Annotated in this window: 14 protein-coding genes; 13 read left to right on the top strand and 1 reads right to left on the bottom strand. The window is 66.9% G+C overall.

The window, feature by feature from the left end; all coding sequences use genetic code 11:
- The first annotated feature begins 185 nt into the window (after positions 1-185).
- The 13 genes from glnE (at position 186) to ACUCV0_RS16015 (ending at position 16,120) form a co-directional block, all read left to right on the top strand.
- Positions 186-3,146 (top strand): bifunctional [glutamate--ammonia ligase]-adenylyl-L-tyrosine phosphorylase/[glutamate--ammonia-ligase] adenylyltransferase, encoded by a 2,961-nt coding sequence (glnE, locus tag ACUCV0_RS15955; protein ID WP_482213101.1) that lies wholly within the window; start codon positions 186-188, stop codon positions 3,144-3,146.
- Between the two features lie 113 nt (positions 3,147-3,259).
- Positions 3,260-4,294: a lipopolysaccharide heptosyltransferase II gene (gene waaF, locus ACUCV0_RS15960; RefSeq protein ID WP_482213102.1), complete on the top strand. Its 1,035-nt coding sequence runs from the start codon at positions 3,260-3,262 to the stop codon at positions 4,292-4,294.
- On the top strand, positions 4,295-5,302 hold the full coding sequence (waaC, locus tag ACUCV0_RS15965) for a lipopolysaccharide heptosyltransferase I (RefSeq protein ID WP_482213103.1): 1,008 nt from the start codon (positions 4,295-4,297) through the stop codon (positions 5,300-5,302). It begins immediately after the preceding gene.
- Complete coding sequence (locus ACUCV0_RS15970) at positions 5,299-6,417, top strand: glycosyltransferase family 4 protein (protein ID WP_482213104.1); 1,119 nt, start codon at positions 5,299-5,301, stop codon at positions 6,415-6,417. The genes waaC and ACUCV0_RS15970 overlap by 4 nt, the downstream gene beginning before the upstream one ends.
- A complete protein-coding gene (gene rfaP, locus ACUCV0_RS15975) occupies positions 6,414-7,220 on the top strand; it encodes a lipopolysaccharide core heptose(I) kinase RfaP (protein WP_434775847.1) in 807 nt (268 codons plus the stop codon). The genes ACUCV0_RS15970 and rfaP overlap by 4 nt, the downstream gene beginning before the upstream one ends.
- Complete coding sequence (locus ACUCV0_RS15980) at positions 7,220-7,951, top strand: lipopolysaccharide kinase InaA family protein (RefSeq protein WP_482213105.1); 732 nt, start codon at positions 7,220-7,222, stop codon at positions 7,949-7,951. Before rfaP ends, ACUCV0_RS15980 begins: the two co-directional genes overlap by 1 nt.
- Positions 7,948-8,703 carry a lipopolysaccharide kinase InaA family protein gene (locus tag ACUCV0_RS15985; RefSeq protein ID WP_271653983.1) on the top strand — a complete coding sequence of 252 codons (756 nt, stop codon included), beginning with the start codon at positions 7,948-7,950 and terminating at the stop codon, positions 8,701-8,703. Before ACUCV0_RS15980 ends, ACUCV0_RS15985 begins: the two co-directional genes overlap by 4 nt.
- Positions 8,700-10,121 carry a phosphotransferase gene (locus ACUCV0_RS15990; protein ID WP_482213106.1) on the top strand — a complete coding sequence of 474 codons (1,422 nt, stop codon included), beginning with the start codon at positions 8,700-8,702 and terminating at the stop codon, positions 10,119-10,121. The genes ACUCV0_RS15985 and ACUCV0_RS15990 overlap by 4 nt, the downstream gene beginning before the upstream one ends.
- Positions 10,122-10,307: 186 nt before the next feature.
- A complete protein-coding gene (locus ACUCV0_RS15995; protein ID WP_482213107.1) occupies positions 10,308-12,050 on the top strand; it encodes a carbamoyltransferase family protein in 1,743 nt (580 codons plus the stop codon).
- Positions 12,047-13,180, top strand: a complete 1,134-nt coding sequence (locus ACUCV0_RS16000; protein ID WP_482213108.1) for a glycosyltransferase — start codon at positions 12,047-12,049, stop codon at positions 13,178-13,180. The genes ACUCV0_RS15995 and ACUCV0_RS16000 overlap by 4 nt, the downstream gene beginning before the upstream one ends.
- Positions 13,177-14,136, top strand: a complete 960-nt coding sequence (locus ACUCV0_RS16005; RefSeq protein ID WP_482213109.1) for a glycosyltransferase family protein — start codon at positions 13,177-13,179, stop codon at positions 14,134-14,136. Before ACUCV0_RS16000 ends, ACUCV0_RS16005 begins: the two co-directional genes overlap by 4 nt.
- A gap of 50 nt (positions 14,137-14,186) precedes the next feature.
- Positions 14,187-14,948: a glycosyltransferase family 2 protein gene (locus ACUCV0_RS16010; RefSeq protein ID WP_482213110.1), complete on the top strand. Its 762-nt coding sequence runs from the start codon at positions 14,187-14,189 to the stop codon at positions 14,946-14,948.
- A 5-nt stretch (positions 14,949-14,953) separates the two neighbouring features.
- Positions 14,954-16,120, top strand: coding sequence for an O-antigen ligase family protein (locus ACUCV0_RS16015; protein WP_482213111.1), 1,167 nt, complete (start codon positions 14,954-14,956; stop codon positions 16,118-16,120).
- Here the strand turns inward: ACUCV0_RS16015 and ACUCV0_RS16020 are convergent.
- On the bottom strand, positions 16,117-16,758 hold the full coding sequence (locus tag ACUCV0_RS16020) for a lipopolysaccharide kinase InaA family protein (RefSeq protein ID WP_482213112.1): 642 nt from the start codon (positions 16,756-16,758) through the stop codon (positions 16,117-16,119). The two genes, ACUCV0_RS16015 and ACUCV0_RS16020, sit on opposite strands and share 4 nt — an antisense overlap.
- Between the last annotated feature and the right edge of the window lie 101 nt (positions 16,759-16,859).

Below are 16,859 nucleotides of genomic sequence, written 5' to 3' on the forward strand. Positions count from 1 at the left end.
CTCCGAGCTGTAATGCGATAAAAAACAATTCGACGTTTGTCGAACGCGCTGCTCAAGGGCTCGCGAACTCCGAACCACGGACGTGATAACGGTTCCCGCTCGGACCAGGTGGTCCGTCGGAATGTCCCTGGTAGGGGGTTCGTGGCAAGGCGGTGGGGTTCGACCGTCCCTGCGCAGGACTGCCCATGATACCCCTCCTTCGTCCCGATCTGCCTCCGACTCTCGTCGCATGTGCCGAGCTCGCCGACCGGCGTCTGGCCGACGCCCTGGTCGAGGCGCCCGCGGCGGCGGCCCGCCAGGCGAACTGGTCCGCAGAGCGGCGCGCCGACTGGCGGCGGGTTGCCGCCCTCAGCGATTTCGTCGTCGAGCAGTTCTGCCGCCTGCCGGAACCGTGCCTGGCGCTGGTCGACAGCGGTGACCTGGATAGGGCACTGGCGGCGGGGGAGATGGCGCAACGGCTGCGCGAGGTGCTCCTCGATTGCCCGGACGAAGCCGAGCTGGGTCGCCGGCTGCGGCGCTTTCGCATGCTGCAGCAGATACGCATCGTCTGGCGCGACCTGACCCGCCAGGCCGATCTGGTGGAGACCTGCCGCGACCTCAGCGAGCTGGCCGATGCCTGCATCGACCAGGCCTGCGCCTGGTTGTACGCCCAGCAGTGCGCCCAGTTCGGCGTGCCGACCGGGCGCTACAGCGGTGAGCCGCAGCAGCTGGTGGTGCTGGGCATGGGCAAGCTGGGCGCGGGCGAGCTGAATTTGTCTTCCGACATCGACCTGATCTTCGCCTACGGCGAGGCAGGGGAGACCCGCGGCGCACGGCGCGAGCAGGACAACCAGGAATTCTTCACCCGCCTCGGGCAGCGCCTGATCAAGGCGCTGGACGCCACCACCGTGGAAGGCTTCGTCTTTCGCGTCGACATGCGCCTGCGCCCCTATGGCAGCGCCGGCGCCCTGGTGCTGAGCTTTGCCGCCATGGAGCTCTATTACCAGGACCAGGGCCGCGACTGGGAGCGCTACGCCATGATCAAGGCGCGGGTGGTCGGTGGCGACCAGGCCAGCGGTGCCGAGCTGCTGACCCTGCTACGACCCTTCGTCTACCGGCGCTACCTGGATTTCTCCGCCATCGAGGCCCTGCGCAGCATGAAGCAGCTGATCCGCCAGGAGGTGCGGCGGCGCGGCATGACCGACAACGTCAAGCTGGGGGCGGGCGGCATCCGCGAGGTGGAATTCATCGCCCAGGCCTACCAGCTGATCCACGGCGGTCGCGATCCGGCGCTGCAGCAGCGGCCGCTGCTCCAGGTGCTGACCAGCCTGCGTGAGCGGGACTATCTACCCGCGGCGGCCGAAGCCGAGCTCCGCGAGGGCTACTGCTTCCTGCGCTATGTCGAGCATGGGCTGCAGGCCATCGCCGACCAGCAGACCCAGACCCTGCCGGTGGATCCCCAGGGGCGGGCACGGGTGGCCTTCCTGATGGGTCATGCCGACTGGGATGAATTCAGCGCGGCGCTTGACGGCTGGCGCAGCCGCATCGACTGGCACTTCCAGCAGACCATCGCCGATCCCGAGGAGGAGACCCAGAGCGCTGAGCTGGAGGACAGCTGGCTGCCGTTGTGGGAAGACCTGCTCGATCCTGAAGAGAGTGTGGCGCGACTGCGCGAGGCGGGCTTCCAGGGTCCGGAACAGGCGCTGGAATTGCTGGCCAACCTGCGTACCAGCGGCCAGGTGCGTGCCATGCAGCGCGCCGGTCGCGAACGCCTGGATGCCTTCATGCCGCGGCTGCTGGATGCCGTCAGCGCCGACGAGCAGCCCGACCGCGCCCTGGAGCGGGTGCTGCCGCTAGTGGAGGCGGTGGCACGGCGGTCCGCCTATCTGGTCCTGCTCAGCGAGAATCCGCCGGCCCTGGCGCGGCTGCTGGAACTCTGCGGCGCCAGTGCCTGGGTGGCCGAGCAGATCGCCCGCTATCCGGCGCTGCTTGACGAATTGCTCAACGAGGGGCGGCTCTATCATCCGCCGCAGAAGCCCGAGCTGGCCGCCGAATTGCGTGAGCGCCTGATGCGCCTGCCCGAAGAGGACCTGGAGCAGCAGATGGACGTGCTGCGCCATTTCAAGCGCGCCCACAGCCTGCGGGTGGCGGCGGCGGAGATCGCCGGCAGCCTGCCGCTGATGAAGGTCAGCGACTATCTCACCTGGCTCGCCGAAGTGATCCTCGAAGAGGTGTTCGGGCTGGCCTGGCGCCAGTTGGTGCAGCGCCATGGCACGCCGCTGCGGCGCGACGGTTCGCCCTGCCAGCCGGATTTCATCATCGTCGGTTACGGCAAGGTCGGCGGCATCGAACTCGGCCATGGCTCGGACCTTGATCTGGTGTTCATCCACGACGCCGATCCCCTGGCCGAGACCGACGGCGCCAAGCCCATGGATGGCGCCCAGTTCTTCAACCGCCTGGGCCAGCGGATCATCCACCTGCTCACCACCACCACCCCGGTGGGCACCCTCTACGAGGTGGACATGCGGCTGCGGCCATCCGGCGCGGCGGGGTTGCTGGTCAGCTCGCTGGAGGCCTTCGAGCGCTATCAGCGCAGCGAGGCCTGGACCTGGGAACACCAGGCGCTGGTGCGAGCTCGGGTGGTGGCGGGCTGTGCGCACCTGGGCGAGCGCTTCGACGAGGTACGGGCACGAATACTCGGGCAGCAGCGAGAGCTGGCGGGGCTGCAGGCGGACGTGGCCGGGATGCGCGAGAAGATGCTCGACAACCTGGGCACCCCCGCGACCGCCGGCGGACTGGGGCCGAACGCGCGCCGGCCGGAGCAGCTGTTCGACCTCAAGCAGGATGCCGGCGGTATCGTCGATATCGAATTTATGGTCCAATACGCCGTTCTGGCCTGGTCGTGGCAGCATCCCGAATTGCTGCGTTTTCCCGACAACATCCGCATCCTGGAGTCCCTCGAGGCGGCTGGTCTGTTACCGGCCACGGACGCCATCGTCCTGCGCGAAGTCTACAAGACCTACCGCGCCGCGCTGCACCGCCTGGTCTTGCAGAAGCAGCCGGGCAAGGTGCCGGCCGACGGCTTTCTCGCCGAGCGCGACGAAGTGCGGCGCATCTGGCATGGCCTGGGGCTGGACATGGCCTCTGGCAATCCGGCCACCTTTTAGGCCGCCATCAGTAAGGAGAGGCAAGATGTCGATGTCCGTGCGCGACCTTTCGATCAGGCATGGCCTGACGGAGCGGGAGTCGGCCACCCGCTAGGTGCCGATCACCTTCCAGCATGAATATTCTGATCATCGGACCCAGTTGGGTCGGCGACATGGTGATGGCGCAGACCCTCTTCGTCTGCCTCAAGCGCCAGCATCCCGACTGCCAGATCGACGTACTCGCCCCCGAGTGGAGTCGCCCGCTGCTCGAGCGCATGCCCGAGGTGCGCGCGGCCCTGAGTTTTCCGCTCGGCCATGGCGCCTTCGAGCTGGCCACGCGTCGGCGCATCGGCCAGGAGCTGCGCGGTCGCTATGACCAGGCGATCCTTCTGCCCAACTCGTTGAAGTCGGCGCTGGTGCCCTATTTCGCCGGCATCCCCCAGCGCACCGGTTGGCGCGGCGAGATGAGATTCGGTCTGCTCAACGACATCCGCACCCTGGACAAGGCCCGCTATCCGCTGATGATCGAGCGCTTCATGGCGCTGGCTTACCCACCGGGCGCCGAGTTGCCCAAGCCCTATCCCGAGCCGCGCCTGGTCATCGACCCGGCCAGCCGCGACGCCGCCCTGGAGCGCTTCGGCCTGGCTCTGGACCGGCCGGTGCTGGCGCTCTGCCCGGGCGCCGAGTTCGGCGAGGCCAAGCGCTGGCCGGCCGAGCACTACGCTGCCGTGGCCGATGCTCGCCTGCGCCAGGGCTGGCAGGTCTGGCTGTTCGGTTCGCAGAAGGATGCCCCGGGGGGCGAGGAGATCCGCGAATGGGTCACCCCCGGCTTCGAAGAGGATGTCTACAACCTCGCCGGGCGCACCTCCCTGGCCGAGGCCATCGACCTGCTCTCCTGCGCCAGTGCGGTGATCAGCAACGATTCCGGCCTGATGCACGTGGCCGCTGCCCTGGATCGCCCGCTGGTAGCGGTCTATGGCTCCACCTCGCCGGGCTTCACGCCGCCGCTGGCCAGCCAGGTCGAAGTGGTGCGCCTGGGTCTGGAATGCAGCCCCTGTTTCGACCGCACCTGCCGCTTCGGCCATTACGACTGCCTGCGCCTGTTGCAGCCGAGTCTGGTGCAGGAGGCCCTCGGCCGCCTGGTCGCCGATCCGGTAGAGGTGGGCTAGATGCGCGTGCTACTGATCAAGACCTCGTCCCTCGGCGATGTCATCCATACCCTGCCGGCGCTGACCGATGCGGCCCGGGCTATCCCAGGCATCTGCTTCGACTGGGTGGTGGAAGAGGGCTTTGCCGAGATTCCCGCCTGGCACCCGGCCGTAAGCCAGGTGATCCCGGTAGCCCTGCGCCGCTGGCGCAAGCAGCCCTTTTCCGCCTGGGCCAGTGGCGAGTGGGGCGAATTCAAGAATCGGGTGCGCGAGCAGCGCTATGACCGGGTGATCGATGCCCAGGGCCTGCTCAAGAGTGCCTGGCTGACCCGTTACGCCGAGGCACCGGTCGCCGGTCTCGACCGCAATTCCGCGCGCGAGCCGCTGGCCAGCCGCTTCTATGACGAGCGCTACCACGTCGCCAAGGGGCAACACGCCCTGGAGCGCATCCGCCAGCTGTTCGCCCAGGCGCTGGACTATCCGCTGCCGACGGGCGTGGGTGACTACGGTCTGGACCGGCAACGCCTGGCCGGTCCCAACGAGACGCCCTATGTGGTGTTCCTCCACGGCACCACCTGGGTCAGCAAGCACTGGCCCGAGGCCTACTGGCGCGAGCTGGCCGAGCGCATGAGCCAGTTGGACTGGCCGGTGCGACTGCTGTGGGGCAATGAGACGGAACATGCCCGTGCCGAACGCATCGCCGATGGGCTCGACGGCGTCCAGGTGCTGCCGCGGCTGAATCTGGCCGGGGTGGCCAAGGTGCTGGCCGGTGCCCGTGCCTGCGTGGCGGTGGACACCGGTCTCGGCCATCTGGCGGCCGCCCTGGACGTGCCTACCGTCTCGCTCTATGGCCCGACCAGTCCGAAGAAGGTCGGTGCCTATGGCCGTTCCCAGGTGCACCTGAGTGCCGTGGGCCTGGACGGCACCGACGAGCCGCGTGACCAGCCCGCGGCCAGTCTCGCCGCCCTGACTCCGGAACGGGTCGAACTGGAACTGGAAACCCTGCTGTTGGAAGACCTCCCCGCATGACCCTGGCTTTCGTGCTCTACAAGTACTTTCCCTTTGGCGGCCTGCAGCGGGACTTTCTGCGCATCGCCCAGGAGTGTCAGCGCCGTGGCCACGCCATCCGCGTCTATACGCTGATCTGGGAAGGTCCGGTGCCGGAAGGCTTCGACGTGCGGGTGGCCCGGGTCAGCGCCCTGTTCAATCATCGCCGCAACGAGAAATTCCACGCCTGGCTGCAGGCGGACCTGGCCCGTGATCCGGTGGACCGGGTGATCGGCTTCAACAAGATGCCAGGGTTGGACGTCTATTACGCCGCCGACCCCTGTTTCGAGGACAAGGCCCAGACCCTGCGTAATCCGTTGTATCGCCAGTGGGGCCGCTATCGCCACTTCGCCGAGTACGAACGGGCGGTGTTCGCCCCCGAATCGCCGACCGAGATCCTAATGATCTCCGAGGTGCAGCAGCCGCTCTTCGTCAAGCACTACGGGACCCCGGCCAAGCGTTTCCATCTCTTGCCGCCGGGCATCGCCGCCGACCGGCGAGCGCCGGCCAATGCCGCCGAGATCCGCGCCGACTTCCGCCGTGAATTCGAGCTGGAAGAGGGCGAGCTGCTGCTGGTGCAGATCGGCTCCGGCTTCAAGACCAAGGGCCTGGATCGCAGCCTGCGGGCCCTGGCCTCCTTGCCCAAGGAGCTGCGCCGCCGCACCCGGTTGTTCGCCATCGGCCAGGACGATCCCAAGCCCTTCCTGCTCCAGGCCAAGGCCCTGGGCGTGAGCGACCGGGTCGACATCCTCAAGGGCCGCAGCGACATCCCGCGCTTCCTGCTCGGCGCCGATCTGCTGATCCATCCGGCCTACAACGAGAACACCGGCACCGTGCTCTTGGAGGCGCTGGTCGCCGGGCTGCCGGTGCTGGTCACCGACGTCTGCGGCTATGCGCATTACATCGACGAGGCCCGCGCTGGCGCGGTGGTGCCGTCGCCCTTCGCCCAGGAGACCCTGGACCGGATGCTCGCCGAACTGCTGGCCGATTCCGAGCGCCGCGCGGTGCAGGGCCGCAATGGCCTGGCCTTCGCCGACAGCGCCGATCTCTATTCGCTGCCCGAACGTGCTGCCGACGTCATCCTGGGGGCGGCATGACCCTGGAGTTGCGTGAACCCTTCGCCAGCCTCTGGGCCGGCCAGGATCCCTTCGTCGCCGTGGAAGCCTTGCAGGGCCAGGTCTATCGCGAGCTGGACGGGCGCCGTACCCTGCGCACCGAGGTGGCCGGACGGGGCTATTTCGTCAAGATCCACCGCGGTATCGGCTGGGGCGAGATCGCCAAGAATCTGCTGCAGGCCAAGCAGCCGGTGCTGGGTGCGCGCCAGGAATGGCAGGCCATCGAGCGCCTGCACCAGGTCGGCGTGCCAACTATGACCGCCGTGGCCTTCGGCGAGCGCGGTGCCAATCCGGCGACCCAGCATTCCTTCATCATCACCGAGGAGCTGGCGCCCACCGTCAGCCTCGAAGACTTCAGTCTCGACTGGGTCCGCCAGCCCCCCGAACCGGGACTCAAGCGGGCGCTGATCGCCGAGGTGGCGCGCATGACCGGCACCATGCACCGCGCTGGCGTCAATCATCGTGACTGCTATATCTGCCATTTCCTGCTCGACACCGCCCAGCCGGTCACGGTGGCCAACCTGCGGCTGTGGCTGATCGACCTGCACCGTGCCCAGTGCCGCACCCAGGTGCCCCGGCGCTGGCGCGACAAGGACCTGGCCGGGCTGTATTTCTCCGCCCTGGGCATCGGCCTGACGCGGCGCGACTTTCTGCGCTTTCTGCGTGGCTACTTTCAGCGGCCGCTGCGCGAGGTCCTGCGCGACGAGGCGCCCCTGCTGGCGCGTCTCGAACGCAAGGCCGCCGCGCTGCTGGAGCGCAAGGAACGCTATGGGGACCGGCTCTGATGGCTGACTGGCGGATCGATTCCAGCGTCGCCCACCTGCTCGAATTCGCGACCCTCGAAGCGGTGTTCGCCCTCAGCGGCGAGCGCCTGACCAGCGATCCGCTATCGGAAGTGGTGCGCATCGAGCGCGACGGCATCCGCTACTACGTCAAGCGCTACCACGGCGCCGGCAAGGGGCTGCGCCGCTATGTGGGGCGGCCGCGGGTCAAGGCCGAATGGCAGAATCTCAAGCGCTTCGCCAAATGGGGCATCGCCACCGCACCGGTGGTGGCCTGGGGCATGGAGCGCTCGCCACGGGGCTTCGCCCGGGGCGCCATGATCACCCGCGAGATTCCCAACACCCTGGATCTGGCCGAACTCGCACGGCGCGAAGATCCACGGCTGCGCGACCGGGTCTGGGTGGACAACGTCAGTCGCCAGCTGGCCGCGGCGACCCGCACCCTGCACGACCACCATTTCGTCCACAACGATCTCAAGTGGCGCAATCTGCTGGTGGATGGCCAGGGCGTGCTCTATCTCATCGATTGCCCGGCCGGCGCCTTCTGGGTCGGCCACTGGCTGCGCTGGCGCATCGTCAAGGACCTGGCCTGCCTGGACAAGGTGGCCAAGTACCAGCTGTCGCGCACCCAGCGCCTCAGGTTCTATCTGCAATACCGTGGCCGCGCGCGCCTCAGCGACAACGACAAGGGGCGCATCCGCGAGGTGCTGGACTATTTCAAGGGGCGGGAATGAACGAGGTATGGGCGGCCGAGGACAAGGCCGTGCTGGCCGGCCAGGGCCTGGACAGCTTCGAGGCGCTATGGGCGCTGGAGCTGGCCGCGGTGGACGAGCCCAATCGCGGCCGTGGCGGCTTCAGCCAGGTGTTTCGCCTGGATGTGGCTGGGCACGGCTACTACCTCAAGCGCCAGCGCGACTACCTGACCCGCACCCTGGCCCGTCCCCTGGGCGAACCGACCTTTGCTCGCGAGAGCCGCAACATCCGCCGCTACGCCGCGCGCGGCATCCCCGCGCTGGAGCTGGCCTACTACGGCGAGCGCCGCGATGAGCAAGGCTGGCGCGCCATCCTGGTGACCCGTGCGCTGGACGACTGGCGCGACCTCGACAGCTGGCTGCGCCTCTGGCCGCACCTGGCCCCGGACGAGCGCCAGGCGGTGCTGGTCGCCGTGGGTGACCTGGCCCGGCGCCTGCACGGTGCTGGCCAGGTGCATGGCTGCTTCTATCCCAAGCACCTCTTCTTGCAACGCCAGGGCGAAGGCCTGGTCGCGCGGCTGATCGATCTGGAAAAGACCCGCCCGCTGCTGTTCGGCCGGCGTGATCGCCTGCGCGATCTCGAACCCCTGCTGCGCCGTGCGCCCGAGTGGAGCGAGCAGGACGTCGCGCGACTCCTGGCCAGCTACCTGCAACAACCCCAGGACAGCGCCGCGGTGCGTGACTGGAGTCGCCGCCTGGCGGGTCGGCGGCGTCACAAGGAGCGCAAGGCATGACCCTGGAACAGCTGGCCAAGGCCGGCCGTGCGCCAACGCTGCCACTGGGGATCGAGCTGCCCGGCGGTGAGCTGGAGCTGCTGTCGCTGCTGCGGGTGCTGCCCGGCCAGCGCTATGTTGGCGAGGCGCGTTGGCAGGGGCGGCGGGTGCTGGCCAAGCTGCTGGTAGGCGAGCGCGCCGCCCGGCAATTCGCCCGGGAGCGCGAGGGCTGTCGCCTGCTGGCCGCCGCCGGGGCGCCGACCCCAGCGCTGCTCGACAGCGGCGAGGCGAGCGGGCAGGGCGCCTGGCTGCTGTTCGACTTCATCGAGGCGGCGCCCAGTGTCGAGCACCTCTGGCAGCGGATCGCTGGCGAGCCGCCCCTGTCACCCGCGCAGAACGACCTGCTCGGCACGGCCCTCGCCACCCTGGCGCGGCTGCACGCCCAGGGCCTCTGGCAGGCCGATCTGCATCTCGACAACCTGCTGGTCAAGGATGGCGCGGCGTTGGTCATAGACGCGGCGGACATCCAGGCCGAAACGGTCGGCCAGCCGCTGTCCCAGGCGCGGGTGCAGGAGAATCTGGCGGTGTTCTTCGCCCAGTTGCCAGCCGCCCTGGATGCCCAGCTGGAAGAGCTGCTGATCCACTACCTGCTGGTCAATGCCGAACACGCCTTGCGCCTGGAGGCCTTGCTGGCGCGGACCGCCGAGATCCGTCGCTGGCGCCTGACCGATTACCTCAAGAAGAGCGGCCGGGAGTGCACCCTGTTCGCCGTCACTCGCAGCGCCTTCGGCCTGATCGCCGTGCGGCGCACCTGGCTTAGCCGCCTGGAAGGCCTGCTGGCCGATCCCGATGCGGCCCTGGCCGGCCTGCCGACCTTCAAGGACGGCGGCGCCGCCACCGTGGCCCGGCTGCCCTGGCAGGGTCAGGACCTGGTGCTCAAGAGATACAACATCAAGGGCTTCGGCCACTGGCTGACGCGTTTCTGGCGACCGAGCCGGGCCTGGCACAGCTGGCGCGAAGGGCATCGGCTGCTGTTTCTCGGCATTCCCACGCCGGAACCGCTGGCCGTGCGCGAGCGCCGCTTCCTCGGCCTGCGCGGTCGCGCCTACCTGGTGACGCCCTTCGTCGACGGGCCCAATCTGCTGGAGCGCTTCGCACCCTACGTGGATTCCGCGCCGCCGGCGGCCGAGCTGGACGCCCTGTTGGCGTTGGTCGAGGCCCTGCGTCGCGAGCGCCTTGGCCATGGCGACTTCAAGGGCACCAACCTGATCTGGCACGACGGCCGCTGGCTGGTGATCGACCTCGACGCCCTGCAGGCCCATGACAGCGACCGGGCCTACGCTGGTGCCTATGCCCGCGATCGTGCCCGGTTGCTGCGCAACTGGCCGGCGGACAGTGCCCTGCATCGCCTGCTCGACGCGCGCCTGCCGCTGGCCTGACTGGCGTACCGTCATCTGTACCGGGGCTGAATCGCCGTGCGCTAAGCCCCGGTCCGGCGTGCGGCCATTACCCGTGGCCTGCCTGAACGGCTATAATTCGCCGTTTTTGAGGCGAGGCGGGCCTGCAGCGGCCTCGCGAAACCCCGGCGAACTCCCCTGGCTTCGCCCTGTACAGAGGCTTTACCTGTGTCCCTGACCGTCCTTGGCCTGTCCGGCGCCCTCAGCCACGATCCCTCCGCCGCGCTCTACATCGACGGCAAGCTGATCGCCGCGGTGGAAGAAGAACGCTTCGTGCGCGACAAGCATGCCAAGAATCGCATGCCCTACGAGTCGGCCAAGTTCTGCCTGGAGCAGGCCGGGATCACCCCCGCGGATGTCGACGTGGTGGCCATCCCCTATGCGCCCATCAGCCTCTTCGGTGAAGCCCGTTGGCACTACGCCAAGCGCTACGCCTATGCCCCGGATCGTGCCCTGGACGCCATCCTGTTCGGCAATCGCCGCTACCACCGCTACCAGAAGCGCATCGAGTGGTGCCTGGTGCAACTGGGCTTCGACCTGAAGAAGGTCAAGCTGGAGGCCGTCGAGCACCACCTGGCCCACGCGTCCAGTGCCTATCATTGCTCGGGTTTCAGCGAGAAGACCGCCATCCTCGGCATCGACGGCAAGGGCGAGTACGCCACCACCTTCTTCGGCTACGGCGAGAACGGCAAGATCCACAAGATCAAAGAGTTCTACGATCCGGACTCCCTGGGCGGCCTCTATGGCGCCCTCACCGAATTCCTCGGCTTCGAGATGCTCGACGGCGAATTCAAGGTCATGGGCATGGCGCCCTATGGCGACGCCAGCAAGTACGATTTCTCGCGCCTGGCAAAATTCGAGAACGGCGAGCTGATCATCAACACCGACTACGCCAACGTCATCGGCTTCCGTCGCTACAAGGAAAAGGGCAAGGGCTACTACTTCTCGCCCAAGCTCATCGAGTGGCTGGGGCCCAAGCGCGAAGGCGACATCGCCGACGATCCCTACATCCATTACGCCGCCAGCATGCAGGCGCTGTTCGAACGCCTGGCGCTGGAGATGATGGACTACTACCTGGGCGACATCATCCGCGAAACCGGCAAGATCGCCTTCGCTGGCGGCTGCGCGCTCAACGTCAAGCTCAACCAGAAGATCATCGCCCGTCCCGAGGTCAAGGAGCTGTTCGTCCAGCCCGCCTCGGGCGACGCCGGCACCGCCGTCGGCGCTGCCGCCTACGTCTCCCACGCCCGTGGCGTGCCGGTGGAGAAGATGGAGCACGTCTATCTCGGCCCCGGTTACAGCAACGAGGACGTCATCGCCGCCTGCGCCCGCCATCCCAACGCACCCAAGTGGGAGCGGATCGACAACATGCCCCAGCGCATCGCCGAGATCATGGTGGCCGGCAATCCGGTGGCCTGGTTCCAGGGTCGCCTGGAGTTCGGTCCGCGCGCCCTGGGCGGTCGCTCCATCATCGGCTGCCCCAGCGTGCCGGGCGTGGCCGATCGCATCAACGCCCAGATCAAGTTCCGCGAGCGCTGGCGGCCCTTCTGCCCGTCCATGCTCGATACCGTGGCGCCGCAGATGCTCAAGGTCGATCACCCTTCGCCCTTCATGACCTTTACCTTCGAGGTCAACGAGGAGTGGAAGAACCGAGTGCCCGAGGTGGTCCACGAAGACGGTACCTCCCGCGCCCAGGTGCTGGAGCGCCGCCATAATCCGCGCTGGTACGACCTCATGGTCGAGCTGGAAAAGCTCACCGGAAATGGCGTTTCCCTCAACACTTCGCTCAACCGCCGCGGCGAACCCATGGTCTGCTCGCCTACCGACGCCCTGAACATGTTCTTCGGCTCGGACCTGCAGTACCTGATCATGGAAGATGTCCTGGTGATCAAGGAGGGGGCCGGCCTATGACGCGTTCCGCCGAACCGCGAGTGCTGCAGTTCTGTCATGGCTACGACGGTCCCTTTCTCGACTGCGCCCGCCAGACCGCCAGCCTCTTCGCGGGCAGCGGCTATCGCGTCACCACGGTCTTTCTCACCGGCACCGCCGATGCCGAGGTGGCCGCCGGCTGCGGCAGCGACGAGGTGCTGTTCCTGGAGTATTCCTCGCGCGACGTGCGTGGCCTCAAGCTCGGCGCCATCCAGGCGCTGCGCGAGATCGTCCGCTCGCGGGGCATCCGCTTCGTCATCGCCCATCGCTTCAAGCCGATCTGGATCGCCTGCCTGGCCACCAATCTGCCAGTGATCGGCGTCCACCACGCCTTTGGCGACTACGACCGAGTCGGTCGCCGGCTGTTCGCCAAGCTGATGAGCAAGCGCCTGACGCTCCTGGCAGTCTCCGATGCGGTGCGCGACGAGATCCGCCAGCGCCTCAAGGACTGGCCGGCCGAGCGTATCGAGACCCTCTACAACCGCCTGGATGTCGATGCGGTGGAGCGTGAGCTGTTGCCGGCCGATCAGGCCCGCGCCGAGCTCAAGCTGCCCCAGGAGGCCTGGATCGTCGGCAACGTCGGCCGCCTGCACCCGGACAAGGACCAGGCCACGCTGCTGCGCGGCTTCGCCGCCGCCCTGCCGACCCTTCCGGCCAACGCCCTGCTGGCCATTCTCGGTAAAGGCCGCCTGGAAGACGACCTCAAGGACCTCGCTCGCGAACTGGCCATTGCCGACCGGGTGGTCTTCCTGGGTCAGGTGGAAGGCGCACGGCGGTATTTCAAGGCCTTCGATGTCTTCGCCCTGAGCTCCGATCACGAGCCCTTCGGCATGGTCCTGCTGGAAGCCATGGCCGCCGGCGTGCCGCTGATCGCCACCTCCTGCGGCGGCGCCCGCGAGATCGTCGAAGGCGTCGGCTTCCTCTTCCCCCTGGGGGACGCCGAAGCCCTCGGTCAGGGCCTGCAGCATCTGGGTCGGCTGGCGCCGAGCCAGCGACGTGCCTGTGTACAGCACATGCGCGAGCGCCTGGCCGAGCGCTTCTCCGATGAGGCCGTGCGCCGCGACTTCTGGCGTTTGCCCATGGTCGCCGCCTTCAAGGCCCCGGCGCCGTGAAAGTCCTGTTCCTGGTCCAGAAGGAGCAACGCATCCTGCTGGACCACTTCTATGCCAGCATCGCCGCCCAGTGCGATTGCGACCTGCGCTGGCTGAGCGACGAGGAACAGGCCGATCTGAGCGGCTATTTCCGCCGTGCCGTGCCCCGGCCCGAGCAATACGATCGCATCCTGCTGTTTCTCAGATTCAAGAAACAGCTCAAGCAGGTCTCGTTCATCCGCAGCCTGCCCAATCTGGTGGAGCTGGAGCACGACGCCTACCAGAATTTCATTCCCTGCAAGTACACCGGCAAATTCAGCCGCTACTACCAGGCCATGCCCCACGTGCGCGTGCTGGTCTCCGGCGCCGGCGTGGCGCGCCGATTGCGGGAGGAGGGAGTGGATGCCGTCTTCGTGCCCAAGGGCTACGACGACAGCCGCCTGCGCGACCTCGGGCTTGAACGTGACATCGAACTGGGCTTCGTCGGCAGCCTGGGCAGCGTGGCCTACAGCGGGCGCAAGCAGCTGCTGGAAGATTTGGCCAAGGTCGAGCCGTTACTGATCACCAAGACCCGCTCGGGCGACGAATACCTGCAGACGCTCAATCGCATCCGCTTCTTTGTCGGCGCCGATGTCGGCATGGGCGAATACATGATCAAGAACTTCGAGGCCATGGCTTGCGGCTGCGTGCTCTTCACCTTTGATCAGGGCGAAGAGGAGAATCGCGCGCTGAAGTTCGAGGATGGCGTCAACGTGGTGCTCTATCGCTCGCTGGACGAGTTGCGCGAAAAACTCGCAAGGCTGCGCAGGGATCCAGCGCACGCGGCGGCCATCGCCAAGGCCGGAGAGGCCCTGGCACGTCACTCTTTCGCCTTCGGCCACTTGGGTGAGCGAGTGGTTTCGGCTATAACCCCAGCGCTGCGACCGGCAGTCGCCCCGGGGTTCCTGCGCCGCCTGCTGGCCAGGCTGGGACGCTGATGCGCCGCGCAAGGTCCGGCTTTCGACTCACCTGGCAGAAAGGGTAGAACGTGCAGTTTTCCGCCGACAGCGATATTTCCCTGGTCGTCACCAGTTGCGGGCGCTTCGACCTGCTCACGCAGACGCTGGCAACCTTCGATGAATTCAACACGGCCCCCATCCGCCGGGTCTTCATCACCGAGGACTCCGGTGACGAGCGGGTGCGCGACTGCATCCCGGCGCACTGGCGCGAGCATACCGAGTTCATCGTCAACAACCCCAAACTCGGGCAGATGCGCAGCGTCGACGCAGCCTATCAATGCGTCGAAACGAGCTGGATCTTTCATTGCGAAGACGACTGGGCTTTCTATCGCCCCCGTTTCATCGAGGATTCCCAGGCGCTGCTGGAGGCCGATCCCCAGGCGTTGCAGGTCTGGCTGCGCAGCCATGCCCATGACCTGGCGATCCACAGCCCCTATGTCTATCTCAAGCCCCGGCAGGTGCATGCCGGCATCGCCTTCCATGAGGTCGGCTCGCACAAGGCCGAATGGCAGGGCTTCTCCTTCAATCCCGGACTGCGGCGACGTGCCGATTATCTGCTGCATGCCCCCTATGGCGAGTTGAGCGGTGAGAAGGAATTGTCCCGGCGCTATGCCGACGCCAATCGCCACGCCCTGATCCTGGAAAACGATGCCGTGCTGCATACCGGCTTCGGCCAGCACGTGGTCAGCGACAAGGATCTGGACGACAAGCAGCGTCGCCGTCGGCTGGACCGTATCAAACTGGCGCTGGCCTTCCTGGTCGGCGCACTCCTGGGAGCCCTGTTGTGGTGACACCCTTGCTCGATCGTCTGCAGCAGAGCCGCTACTTCACCCTGGCGGTGCTGGTGTTCCTGATCGCCTATCTGTGCATTCCCACGGCGAAGTTGATCAACAGCTACTACTACGCGGCGATCGCCCTGCCGGCGCTGATCCTCTTCGTCATGCGGCCGCGGCTGATCGACTGGCAATCACCCTTGCTGCTGCTCTGGCTGGTGTTTCTCGCCTGGTTCATCGTGCCGGGCGCCCGCGCCGAAGAAGGGCAGTTCTTCAAGCACATCCTCTATGTGCTGTTGTTTGTCCTCACCCTGGCTTGCCTGGTCGATGGTGACTTCTTTCGCCGGCCGGGGTTCGTGCGTCTGGCCTTCTGGGTGGTTTGCGTCTATGCCGTGGGTTCGAGTCTGGTCTTCTGGCTCACCGGCCACTATGCCGTCGGCCAGCGGGTCATCCACCTCCCCGGGCGGATCTCCAACCCCATCTATGTGAGTATCTGGATGGTCTGCCTGGGTGGACTCGCGGCGCCTACCTGGATTCGTGAGCGGCGCTGGGGCGAACTGCTGGCCGCGGTAGTGATCACCATCGTTGGCATCTCCTTCGCCCTGCAGACCCGTACCGGCCTGGTCGGGATCGGCTTTCTCGCCGCGTTGGGCGTGCTCTTCGCCTTTCCACGCTTTCCATTGCGTACCCTGGCCCTGGTCGTCCTGGTCAGCGCCCTGATCGCCGGGGTGGTCCAGGTGGTCCATACCGAAGCCTGGTTCGTCGCCTTCTGGGGACGGGCGGATTCCGGGCGCATCGAGCTGTTCCACTTCATGATCAAGGATTGGGAGGCTTGCGGCTGGTGGCTCGGCTGCGGTCTGGGCTATCAGAGCCACGATCTGCTGCATGGCACCGAGGCCATTCAGCACCCGCACAACATCTTCGTGTCCTTTGGCATCTACACCGGGCTAGTCTCGCTGCTGATCTTTGCCGTGCTGATGCTGGCTACCCTGGGCGCGGCCCTGCGCCAGCGCGATCCCTGGGGACTCTATCTGGCCGTGGCTCTGCTGATGCTCAACTTCGACGGGGCCAAGCTGATCGGCAATCCGGACGAACTCTGGCCGCTGGTGCTGTTGCCCGCCGCCATGATTGCCGGCGCCGAGGTGCAGCGTCGGCGCAAACTGGCGCTGGGGCAGGCGCTGCCGGTCTAGTCCTGGAGCTGACGGTCGAGTTCGCGCCAGTCCAGGGGCTGGCAGCAGGCCTCGGCATAGGCCCGCAGGAAAGGTTCGCGGCCGGGTTCGAATAGCCAGTCGCGGTCCTCGCTGTAGCGCAGCAGGTGATGGAAGTTGCGTACCCGCAGGCGCAGCGGCAGGCGCCGGCTGTGGCAGCGCAGATCGGCAATGTCGATCAGGCCTAGTTCGCCTTCGGGGGTCAGCACCACGTTGCCCAGGTGCAGCGAGCGGAAGTAAACACCGCTGTCGTGCAACCCGGCGATAAAGCGACCCAGCGCCGGGCGCAGCGCCGCGGCCTGGCTTGAAGCGCGCAATTGGCGCAGGGTTTCACCGGGTAGCGGCGCATAGTGGACCAGATCGCGCTGCAGCGAGGCGGCACGATAGACCTGCAGCACCCGTGGACAGGGAATGCCGCGCTCGGCCAGCTGACGGGCGTTGTCGGCGAAGCGCTGGGCGTAGGGAAACAGCGCTGCCGAAGTCAGCAGTCGCTTGCGACGAAAGAGCTTGAGGTAGCTGCCATCGGTAAGGCGCAGGACCTTGTCGCCGTGATGATCGGCTTCCACTACCTGGGCGGCGTCGCGCAGTTCGAGATAGCGCGAATGTTCGAGAGGCTTCATGCAGGACCCGTCAACGTCAGGGCGTGCATGTTACCCGAAGGTGGCAAGCTGTGAAGTGACCCTTGCGACCTATCCGGGCGCTTGTTGCTAGAATCAGATTT

The sequence above is a fragment of the Pseudomonas sp. VMV1 genome, assembly GCF_056790235.1.